The following is a 10539-nucleotide window of genomic DNA, read 5'->3' as shown; positions in this document are numbered from 1 at the left end:
CACGTCGGTGGCGCCGCTTTGCGCGGCCTTCTTCAACTGGGCCGTTTCATCGCCGGCCTTGGCCGCCAGCGCGGTTTGCGTCTCGACGTCACGCCCCGCCGCTGCAAGGTCCTTCTCCAGTTTCGCGGCCCGCTCGTGCTCCTGCGCCAGCGACTTCTGCACGTCGGTGGCGCCGCTTTGCGCGGCCTTCTTCAACTGGGCCGTTTCATCGCCGGCCTTGGCCGCCAGCGCGGTTTGCGTCTCGACGTCACGCCGCGCCGCTGCAAGGTCCTTCTCCAGTTTCGCGGCCCGCTCGTGCTCCTGCGCCAGCGACTTCTGCACGTCGGCGGCGCCGCTTTGCGCGGCCTTCTTCAACTGGGCCGTTTCATCGCTCGCCTTGGCCGCCAGCGCGGTTTGCGTCTCGACGTCACGCCGCGCCGCTGCAAGGTCCTGCTCCAGTTTCGCGGCCCGCTCGCGCTCCTGCTCCAGAGGCTTCTGCAAATCCGCCTTGCCGCCTTGCGAAGCCTGCTTCAGCTTCGCGGTCTCGTCGTTTGCCTTGACCAGCATTGCGGCCAGCGTTTCCACATCGCGGCGCGCCGTCGCAAGGTCCTGTTCGAGCTGCGCGGCGTGGTCGCGCTCCCCTTGCAGCGACCTCTGCAGGACTGCAGTGCCTTGCGGGATGTCCTTCAGCGATTTTCTCAGTTTTTCGGTTTCGCTCTGCAAGGCATTCTCGACCTGCACCGAATTCTCGCGTTCCTTGGTCAGCAAGCCCTGCAGCAGTTCAACGTCTCGCCGTGCCGTCGCGAGTTCGCGGGTGAGCCCGTCCACGCTCTGCGCCTCGGCTCCGGCCGGACCGGCGTCGCCTGGAGGGCTCGTCTTCGCTTGCGCAAGTTGCGGGGAATCGCCGGCGATGCCATTGGACTGCGCGCGCGCTCCGGCGCCGGCATCCGCAAGACAGATCATCACTAGGGTTGCAGCGATCCATGAGGGCGCCGCCGGACGCATCGTCCCCGGAGGAGATGGCAGTTGATTCGATTTGACGCGCAAGCCCGCACCCCGCGCGCCCAGTATCACCTGTCGCATGGTGATAACGCCCAGTCTGATGCGGCATCATAGGGCTCAGCGGCTCACGGATACTATGACCCGCAAGGGTTACCCCTGTTAACCGCGCCGCGTTGGGCCAGGCTGACGCATCGCGCCCAGCCGCGCACTCACACCGGCCGTTCGCCCTTCACCGTGACGCGGGTGCCGGAGCGGGTGTGCGGCCAGTAGTCCCACATCGCGCGGTGCTGGGCGCAGCGGTTGTCCCAGAACGCGATCGCGTTCTCGGTCCAGCGGAAGCGGCACTGGAACAGCGGGTTCTCGGCGTGCTGGTAGAGGTAGGCCAACATGGCGTCGCTCTCGTCGCGCGGGATGCCGACGATGAAGCGGGTGAAGCCGCGATTGACGTAGAGCGATTTCTTCCCCGTCACCGGATGGGTACGGACCACCGGATGCTCGGCGCGGGGATATTCCCGTTTGTCGGCGACGCCGTAGTTGGCGTACAGGCCGCGATAGGTCTGCTCGCCGTCATGCAGCGCGGTCAGCCCGTCGAGATAGGCCTTCATGCGGTCCGACAGCGCCTCATAGGCCGCATACATGTTGGCGAACAGGGTGTCGCCGCCGCGCGGCGGGCACTGCTTGATGTACAGGATCGAGCCCATCGGCGGCTCGAGATCGCAGGACACGTCGGTGTGCCAGCCTTCGCCATTGGCGCGCGGGGAATCCTTGTCGGCATAGATCTTCATCAGCGCCGGGTCGCCTTCATTGGGCGCGGCGGGGTGGACGTGCAGCTCGCCGAACTTGCGGCCGAAGGCGAGGTGCTGGTCGGGGCTGATGTGCTGGTCGCGGAAGAAGATGACGAGGTTTTCGGCAAGCGCGCGATGGATCTCGTCCATCTGGCGGTTGGAGCGCGCATCGTCGCCAACCAGCTTGCCGATATCGACGCCGGAGATTTCCGCGCCGATGATCGGCGTCAGCTTCTCGACGCCGATGGTCTCATAGGGCTCGGATTGGTCGGCGAGGTGGCGGTAGCGCGGGCCTTGCTTGCCGGACAGCGAGCTCATGGGTGCTCTCCCGATGGTTCTTGTTTTGACCATCGTAGCCGGGATCAAGCGAAGCGCAATCCACGCCGCAAAACGTTTACAGCAATCTTCCTTCTTGCGGGCGTAGCGGCGTTAGAGCTTGAACAGGCGGCGTTGGAGGAGATTTAGGATCAGGCCGTCCTTGTATTGAGGTCAGCCGGTCATAAGCCAAACCACGCTCGCCATAAGCATAGCGAAGGACACCACCACAGCGCTGACTAAGGCGATTTCAACGCCGTCTATGCCGTCATGATGATCCACCCGCATCCGGTGTCACCTCCCCACGGGTCGAAAACCGACCCTGACTATTAACTCTTGGGGAGCGTTCAAGTTCCGGCGACTTGTGGCGCTTGCGCCATAGTACTACAGGGTTGTGTTTTGCAACCCACATCTCGCGCCATAACCACCGGCTGTGGTTATGGGTCCCTGCTCCCGTGCGCAATTGCGCACTAGGCAGGGACGACACCGAGTATGGGTCGCGAGCCGAGTGAGATTACTCCGCCGCGCCCGCCTGCTCGGGCAGCTTGGCGCCGCTGCCGTAACGCTGGTCGATATAGTCGATCACCAGCGCCTTGAAGTCGGCGGCGATGCCGGGACCGCGCAGGGTGCGGAACTTCTTGCCGTCGACGAACACGGGCGCGGCCGGCGCCTCGCCGGTGCCGGGCAGCGAGATGCCGATATTGGCGTGCTTGGATTCGCCGGGGCCGTTGACGATGCAGCCCATCACCGCGACGTTGAGCTGCTCGACGCCCGGATATTTGGTCTTCCAGGCCGGCATCTCGTCGCGGATGAAGTCCTGGATCGAACGCGCCAGCTCCTGGAACGTGGTCGAGGTGGTGCGGCCGCAACCCGGGCAGGCCGCGACCAGCGGCACGAAGGTGCGGAAGCCCATGGTCTGCAGCAATTCCTGCGCGACCTGCACTTCCAGCGTACGGTCGCCGCCGGGCTCCGGCGTCAGCGAGATGCGGATGGTGTCGCCGATGCCCTGCTGCAACAGGATGCCGAGCGCGGCCGAGGAGGCGACGATGCCCTTCGAGCCCATGCCGGCCTCGGTGAGGCCGAGATGGATTGCGTAATCGGAGCGGCGCACGACCTCCTGATAGACCGCGATCAAATCCTGCACGGCGGAGACCTTCGCCGACAGGATGATCTTGTTCTTCGGCATGCCGAGCTCCTGGGCGCGGGCCGCCGACAGCAGCGCCGACTGCACCATCGCCTCGCGGGTCACGGCGCGGGCGTCGCGCGGATTCGGCGACGCGGTGTTCTCGTCCATCAGCTTGGTGAGCAGTTCCTGGTCGAGCGAGCCCCAATTGGCGCCGATGCGCACCGGCTTGTTGTTCTTGTTGGCGATCTCGATGATGTCGGCGAACTGGGTGTCGCGCTTGTTCTTGAAGCCGACATTGCCGGGATTGATGCGGTACTTGTCGAGCGCCTCGGCGCAGGCCGGATACTCGGCGAGCAGCTTGTGGCCGATATAGTGGAAGTCGCCGATCAGGGGCGTCGTGATGCCGCGCTTGCGCAGGCCGTCACGGATGTGCGGCACCGCGGCAGCGGCTTCCTCGCGGTCGACCGTGATGCGCACCATCTCGGAGCCGGCGCGGGAGAGCGCGGCCACCTGGGCGATGGTGCCATCGATATCGGCGGTGTCGGTGTTGGTCATCGACTGCACGACGATCGGCGCACCGCCGCCGACGGCAACGTTGCCGACCATGACCTGCGTGGTTTGGTGCCGGGCTTGAGGACCTGCGACGTCGTCTTTCGGCAAAATCTCGGGCTTGTTCATGGCGTCTCGAATATCAGGTTTTGGTGACATTCACCAAGGGGGCGATGGGCCTCACGCAAGGTGGGCCAAACGGTCAGGTTTCGGAGTGAATTCAACAGCTTATGGCGCCGATTGGGGCCGAACGCAAGCCATGCAGCGGCGTCCTGCATGCTTTGGCTATATTGGGCCGAATTGGGGTGAATCAAAGGGCAAAGTGACCGCTTTTCATGTGACTTGGCGCATCTTAGCATCCCGTTAAACACACACCGGGAGGGCGCGACATGGCCGACTATGGCGAGCTGATCACCACGGCGGAACTCGCCGAGATCCTGACCCGCCCCGAGTTGCGGCTGTTCGACTGCACGACCTATCTGGAGCCGGCCCCCGCGGGCAGCGGCGTTCCCTATATTGTCGTCTCGGGCCGCCAGACGTTCGAGGCCGGCCATATCCCGGGCGCCAATTTCCTCGATTTGCAGGCCGAATTCTCCGATCCCCATACCAACCTGCGCTTCATGATGCCGCCGACGGCCCAGCTCGAGGCGGCGTTCGGCCGGCACGGCATCTCGGCAGGCAGCCGCGTGGTGCTCTATTCGATCGGGACTGCGATGTGGGCGACGCGGTTCTGGTGGATGCTGCGCTCGCTCGGCTTTGCGGGCGCCGCGGTGCTCGACGGCGGCATCGACAAATGGACCGCCGAGGGACGCGACATCGAGACCGGGCTTGCCGGCGGCTATCCACAGGCCGCGTTCCCGGCGCGGCCCAAGGACGGCATGTTCGTCGACAAGCATGACGTGCTCGCCGCCACCACCGAGCGCGACACCGTGATCGTCAACGCGCTCGGCCCGCAATTCTACAAGGGCCTCGAGCCGAGCCGCTACGGCCGGCCCGGCCGCATCCCCGGCAGCGTCAGCGTGCCGGCGGCGACATTGATCGATCCCAAGAGCAAGACGTTCGTGTCGCTCGAAGAGGCCGAGGCAACTTTCGCCGCGCAAGGCATCACCAAAGACAAGCGCGTCGTCGCCTATTGCGGCGGCGGCATCTCCGCGACCATCGACCTGTTCCAGCTGCATCGGCTCGGCTACGACAATCTCACCCTCTATGACGGCTCGATGGGCGAATGGGCGAAGGATGCGGAGCTGCCGATCGAAGTGGGGTAGTGGGGAGCAAAGGCGCTCTCTCCTTGTCGTCCCTGCGAAAGCAGGGACCATACTCCGCGGCGGATCTGGTGAAAGGGACTCGTCGTACCAGAATCGTTCAACAACAACCATTCGTGGTTATGGGTCCCTGCTTTCGCAGGGACGACACTGAGTGTGTTGTGCGGCTGGAGTCACGCCTCCGCATTGGGGCGCGCAGCTATGCCGGCTTCTTGACGATCTCAAAGCCTCTCGTCGCCAACTCCTTCAGAATGTTCTTTGCCAAATGGGAGCACTCATCCGGCTTGATCCAGCACGCACTCCGCCAATCCGGATCATCCTCTTTGGAATATGCGGTGAATGCAGACCGGATTCCGGCTTCAATTGCGTCGGTGACATCGGTTGGCATAGCGCGCCTCCAGGGCAGCTCACGCGTGAGGGATTCCCAGGGAATGTCGGTGTCGATGCTGACATAGATCAACACCGTCCGGACTTGTTAACTCTGATCACGGCGCTGCAATTGCGCAAGGCTGCAATTGCGCCTGTTGGCGAGAGAAAGACGTAAGGCTTCACCGCTAAAGTGCCGCCGTCTGTCCGGAGATGGTCATGCACGCCGCCGCGTCGATTGCCACCTGCTTCAGGAAATATGCCGATTTCAGCGGACGGGCGTCGCGCGCCGAGTTCTGGTGGTTCTTCGGGTTTTGTCTGCTGGTCCTGCTCGCGGCCTATCCGTTCGACAAGACGATCTACGCCGTCATCGCAATGGCGCTGCCGCTGCTTGCGGTGACGGCCCGGCGCTTCCACGACAGCGGTCTGACCACCGGCGTCGCGGCGTTCTTCGCCCTTGCACCGTTCGCGATCTTCTACTTCTTCGCCGCGATCCAGGATCGCGTCGAGGCATGGTTTGGCGTTCACGTGCCGTACGGCCTGGTCGCCGCCGTGCCCGCGATCTGCGCCTTTGGCCTGTTTGGCCTCGGCTTCTTCTTCGCGCTGATCCGGAGAAGCCACGCGACCAATCCGGCGGCCCTGTCGGAGGCGCTGCAGGAGAATCCAGCCGTGGCCGCCAGACAGGAGGCGGAACACAGGGTTTCCGGTTTCAGCAAAGCCGTCATGGCCACATTCGCGATCCAGCCGGATGGCGGGACGCAGGCCGCCGACAAGGCGAACAAGTCCGCCCCCGCCGTCACCGCCGCTTGCGACATCATCGTCGACCTCTGCGCGCGTTACGGACACGGCATCTATTCTCCGCCATTCGACGCGCTGTTTTCCGGCGCCGGGACTCGACTTGAAGTCGCCGGCTGGCGCGTGCTGCCGGAGGGCGGCGGAGAGATGGACCTGAACCGCCGGGCAAGCGCCAACGTCTTGCGCCACCACGCCGTCGAGCTTCGCAAGGATGCGGGACAGGCCGACATCGATGGTCTCCTCCGCAAGGAGAAGGAGCAACTGCGGGCGGCCGAGACCGCGCCGGAGGAACATCGGACGAAGGCCTACTACACACTGGATGGAGCGGACGCGAACAGCTTCATCGCGATCGAGAAGCTGAGCGAGGGCTACAACACCTACTTGAGAATACGCCTCTGCTTCGCCGAAGGGCATGAGCTGGCTGCGATGGAGGCGTTGCGATCGTCGACGCTCTACCAGGCGTTCCGCTACTCGTTCTCCGATGGCCCGCAGCCCTATCCGGCGTTCGGCCAAAGGATCGTCAAGGGCTATCAGCCGATCCTCGCCCGGGACGGTCTCGCCATTTCACTTGATGCCACTGAACTCGGAGCCGGCAGCGCAAGGATGCTTGCGGACCGCGGGCTGCAGCTTCCGCCGGTCTACGTCGATTTCGAGATGGACGAACGGATGATGTAGGCGCGGTGCGACGCCTCGTCGTATCGCCAATCGGTGACGCGTCAGTGAGGGACGTACCGGCGGCAGGGTTCCCTCTCCCCTTGCGGGAGAGGGAGCCTGAGCAGCGTGCTCACCTGACTTGCGCGAGGTTCATTCGAGGAAGGGCGCAACCCCTCAGGCCGGCACGTTCGGATCCGGCGTCACCTTCGGATCGGGCTTGTTGACGAGATAGAGGCCTGCGATCACGAACAGCGCGGCGACGCCGAACACCGGGGTCAGGGTGTCGTGCATGATGAAATAGGCCGCGACGACGCCGAACAGCGGCGTGACAAAGGTGAAGGCCGACAGCTTGCTCGCCGAATAGGTCTTCACCATCGCAAACCAGATGACAAACGTGCAGCCGACTACCCAGACCGCCTGATAGGCGAGCAGCGAGATCGACAGCGCGCTCGGCACGTGCTCGATGCGCTCGCCTGCGATCCAGGCGGCGAGGCCGAGGATCGGGATCGAGATCGCGACCTGATAGCCGAGCGCCTTTTCCGGCGCGGCCTTGCGCAACTGCGTGCCCTTGGCGACCAGCGTGGTCGCCGCCCACAGCGCGCCGCCACCGACCACCATGAGGTCGCCGAGCAGCACCTTGGCATCGACATTGGGCTGCGGCACGCCGATCGCGAGCGCGACGCCGGCAAAGCTCAGCGCCAGCCCGCTCCATTGCACGGCCGACAGGCGCTCGCCGAGGAACTGGTGCGAGCCGAGCGCGACGAAGAACGGCGCGGTGTAGAGGAACACCGAGGCGCGCGAGGCCGAGGTGAAGACCAGACCGGTGAAGATCAGCACGAACTCGCAGCCGAACATCAGCCCGGCGATGATGCCGGGCACCAGCGTGCCGTCACGCTCGAAGAACTTTACGCCGCGCAAATGGCCGACGATCAGCATCACCGGCAGCGCGCCCGAGGAGCGGATCAACGCCTGCAGCATCGGTGGCACGTCGGGCAGCGCGAGCTTGACCGCCAGCTGGTTGAAGCCCCAGCTCACGCACAGCATCAGCATCAATGCGATGGCGCCGGGCGGCAGCCCATGGCCGACGCTGACGGGCCTCGTGACGGTGGCGGAGATCGCTTGGGTCGACATGTTTCCTCGCGGGGCCGGCTTGCTGCCGTGTTGTTGTTAGCCGGACTGCGTCGTCCCTGCGAAAGCAGGGACCCATACGCCGCGGCCGGTGTTGTGAACGAGACTTGTCGTTGCAGCCTCGTACAACAATTGAGGGCGGTGGTTATGGGTCCCTGCTTTCACAGGGACGACATCGCGGTGAGGACTTTGGCCGCGCACGATCATTTCTGGCAATGCGCGCAGGTGCCGGCGATCTCGACGACCGAGAGTTTCGGGATGAAACCCGAGGCCCGCGCCGCCGCGGTCAGGCTTTGCGCGACCGGGGCGGCCGGGATTTCGCCGACCGAGCCGCAATGGTCGCAGATCAGGAACGCCACCATCGAGGTTTCGTCGTGGTCGTGCGCGCAGGCCAGGAAGGCGTTGCGGCTCTCGATACGGTGGACGAGGCCGTTCTCCATCAGGAAGTCGAGCGCGCGATAGACGGTAATCGGTGCCGGGCGCGGCATCGTCTTGGCCAGCTCGTCGATCACCTCATAGGCGCCGAGCGGGCGGTGACTCGACAGCAGCGCCTGCAGCACCTGACGCCGGATCGGGGTGAATTTCTGCCCGCGGCGCGCACAGACCTGCTCGGCATGCGCCATCGCGTCCGCGGCACAGCGGCCGTGATCGTGGTCGGGGGCGGGAAAGGTCGGCTTGGCCAGGCTCATTGCCTCGATATGTAGCATTTTTGCGCCCGTTCCCATAGCCCGGCCCGGACCCAGTCCCTCGCCGCCATGCAGCCATGCCCCCAATGCGGAGCAGCCCTCCGTTAACCCGATGTGCAGAATTCATAAGCAAGCTTATTATATCCCAAGCTTATGGAGATGGCATTGATGCGCGGTTCCGTGGACGCGAACTTCATGTTTACGCTGGGTGAATTGTTCCGGCTGATCCGCGTCTATGCGGACAAGGAGGCCGCGCGCTACGGCATCACCCGCGCGCAATGGGCCGTCCTGTCCAAGGTGGAACGCCAGGAAGGGCTGAAGCAAACCGAGCTCGCCGAGCTGCTCGAGGTGCAGCCGATCACGCTGACGCGGCTGATCGACAAGCTCTGCGACAATGGCTGGATCGAGCGCCGCAGCGACGAGAACGACCGCCGCGTCAACCGCCTCTATCTGAAGAAGGCCGCGCGCCCGCTGCTCGGGAAGCTCGCAGGCCTGCGCTCCGAACTCACCGCGACCGCGCTCGAGGGCATCAGCCCCGCAGACGCGCACCGCCTGCTCACTCAATTGGAATCGATCAAGGAAAACGTTCGCAATGCCATCCAAAGCCCAGCCGGCGAGCCCTCCCGAAAGGAACAGCGCTATGGCTGAACCCGTCCTCAAACTCGCCCCCGAGCAGAAGAGCAATCCGGGCGTATCGGCGCCGGCCGGCAAGGCCAGCCGCGCGCCGCGCCGTCGCCTGATGGCCGGGCTGCGGCGCTATCGCCGCGTGCTGCTGCTCGTCGTGCTGCCGATCGTGGCTGTGATCGCCGGCGGCGTGTTCTATCTCAATGGCGGCCGCTATGTCGGCACCGACGACGCCTATGTCGGCGCACAGAAGGTGCTGATCACGCCGGAGATCTCCGGCAAGATCGACAAGATCGTCGTGAAAGAAGGCCAGCACGTCAAGAAGGGCGACGAGCTGTTCGAGATCGACCCGGTGCCGTTCCGCCTCGCGGTCGACCAGGCCAAGGCGGCGCTCGACCAGACCCGGACCACCTATGACAACCTGGTCGACAACATCAAGATCAACACCAGGATGCTGGAATTCGCCCAGCAGAGCATCGAATTGAAGAAGCGCGACGTCGACCGCAAATCGACGCTCGCCAAGCAGAATTTCGGCTCGCAGCTCGACCTCGACAATGCGGCCAACGCGCAAGTGACAGCCGAGAGCCTCGCGCAATACATCAAGCAGCAGATCTCCAAGGACAAGACGCAGCTGCTCGGCGATGTCGAGCTGCCGATCGAGAAATTCCCGCCCTACGCCCAGGCCAAGGCGAAGCTCGACGACGCGCAGCGCAATCTCGATCACACCGTGCTCCGGGCGCCGATGGATGGCGTCGCGACCCAGGTCGACCAGATCCAGCTCGGCCGCTTCGTCAACGCGGGCGCGCCGGTGTTCTCGGTGATCGACGTCGACCATCCCTGGGTCGACGCCAATCCGAAGGAAAGCGACTTCACCTATGTCGCGGTCGGCCAGCCGGTGACGCTCGACGTCGACGCGTTCCCGAACCACGAATTCAAGGGCAAGGTCGGCTCGCTGTCGCCGGGCACCGGCGCGCAGTTCGCAATCCTGCCGCCGCAGAACGCCACCGGCAATTTCGTCAAAGTGGTGCAGCGCGTCCCGGTGCGGATCTATTTCGACGAGAACGATCCGTTCGTGAAGAAGCTGAAGGCCGGCATGAGCGTCTACGCGACGATCGACACCAACCACCGCCGCACGCTGGCCGGCCTGCTCGGGCTGGGTTCGGCCTCGGCGCACCCGGACCACGAGGACTGAGATGGAGCAAGATCGAAGCCCAGCGCACCACCTCTCCCCTTGTGGGAGAGGTCGGATTGCATCGTCAGATGCAATC

The 10539-nt window shown here is 64.6% G+C and carries 9 protein-coding genes and 1 pseudogene; 4 read left to right on the top strand and 6 right to left on the bottom strand.

What is annotated here, in order from left to right:
- From FBZ93_RS40590 to ispG, 3 genes and pseudogenes are all read right to left on the bottom strand, one after another.
- Positions 1 to 1053, bottom strand: a pseudogene (locus FBZ93_RS40590) (hypothetical protein); the annotation flags it as partial.
- A 137-nt stretch (positions 1054 to 1190) separates the two neighbouring features.
- Positions 1191 to 2084 (bottom strand): TauD/TfdA dioxygenase family protein, encoded by an 894-nt coding sequence (locus tag FBZ93_RS13655; RefSeq protein ID WP_028343560.1) that lies wholly within the window; start codon positions 2082 to 2084, stop codon positions 1191 to 1193.
- A gap of 511 nt (positions 2085 to 2595) precedes the next feature.
- The gene (ispG, locus tag FBZ93_RS13650; protein ID WP_146986445.1) at positions 2596 to 3885 is read right to left on the bottom strand and encodes a flavodoxin-dependent (E)-4-hydroxy-3-methylbut-2-enyl-diphosphate synthase; all 1290 of its coding nucleotides are present in this window, start codon (positions 3883 to 3885) and stop codon (positions 2596 to 2598) included.
- 260 nt (positions 3886 to 4145) lie between these two features.
- Here ispG and FBZ93_RS13645 point away from each other — a divergent pair, with 260 nt between their 5' ends.
- Entirely contained in the window at positions 4146 to 5021 is an 876-nt protein-coding gene (locus FBZ93_RS13645) for a sulfurtransferase (protein WP_146986444.1), read from the top strand.
- 196 nt (positions 5022 to 5217) lie between these two features.
- Here FBZ93_RS13645 and FBZ93_RS13640 read toward each other — a convergent pair whose 3' ends face one another.
- A complete protein-coding gene (locus FBZ93_RS13640; RefSeq protein ID WP_246667463.1) occupies positions 5218 to 5481 on the bottom strand; it encodes a hypothetical protein in 264 nt (87 codons plus the stop codon).
- Between the two features lie 116 nt (positions 5482 to 5597).
- On the opposite strand from FBZ93_RS13640, the gene FBZ93_RS13635 reads away from it, so the two are divergent.
- On the top strand, positions 5598 to 6854 hold the full coding sequence (locus FBZ93_RS13635; RefSeq protein WP_146986443.1) for a DUF805 domain-containing protein: 1257 nt from the start codon (positions 5598 to 5600) through the stop codon (positions 6852 to 6854).
- 153 nt (positions 6855 to 7007) lie between these two features.
- Here the strand turns inward: FBZ93_RS13635 and FBZ93_RS13630 are convergent, their stop codons facing one another.
- Entirely contained in the window at positions 7008 to 7964 is a 957-nt protein-coding gene (locus FBZ93_RS13630) for a DMT family transporter (RefSeq protein ID WP_167529027.1), read from the bottom strand.
- A 200-nt stretch (positions 7965 to 8164) separates the two neighbouring features.
- Entirely contained in the window at positions 8165 to 8650 is a 486-nt protein-coding gene (locus FBZ93_RS13625) for a Fur family transcriptional regulator (protein ID WP_028338147.1), read from the bottom strand.
- 162 nt (positions 8651 to 8812) lie between these two features.
- On the opposite strand from FBZ93_RS13625, the gene FBZ93_RS13620 reads away from it, so the two are divergent.
- Both FBZ93_RS13620 and FBZ93_RS13615 read left to right on the top strand, forming a co-directional pair.
- Positions 8813 to 9295 (top strand): MarR family winged helix-turn-helix transcriptional regulator, encoded by a 483-nt coding sequence (locus FBZ93_RS13620; RefSeq protein ID WP_050426377.1) that lies wholly within the window; start codon positions 8813 to 8815, stop codon positions 9293 to 9295.
- A complete protein-coding gene (locus FBZ93_RS13615; RefSeq protein ID WP_146986442.1) occupies positions 9288 to 10463 on the top strand; it encodes an HlyD family secretion protein in 1176 nt (391 codons plus the stop codon). Before FBZ93_RS13620 ends, FBZ93_RS13615 begins: the two co-directional genes overlap by 8 nt.
- The last annotated feature ends 76 nt before the right edge of the window (positions 10464 to 10539 follow it).

It is taken from the genome of Bradyrhizobium macuxiense, assembly GCF_007993935.1.
GTDB lineage: Bacteria > Pseudomonadota > Alphaproteobacteria > Rhizobiales > Xanthobacteraceae > Bradyrhizobium > Bradyrhizobium macuxiense_A.
This window is presented reverse-complemented; position numbering and strand designations above follow the sequence as displayed.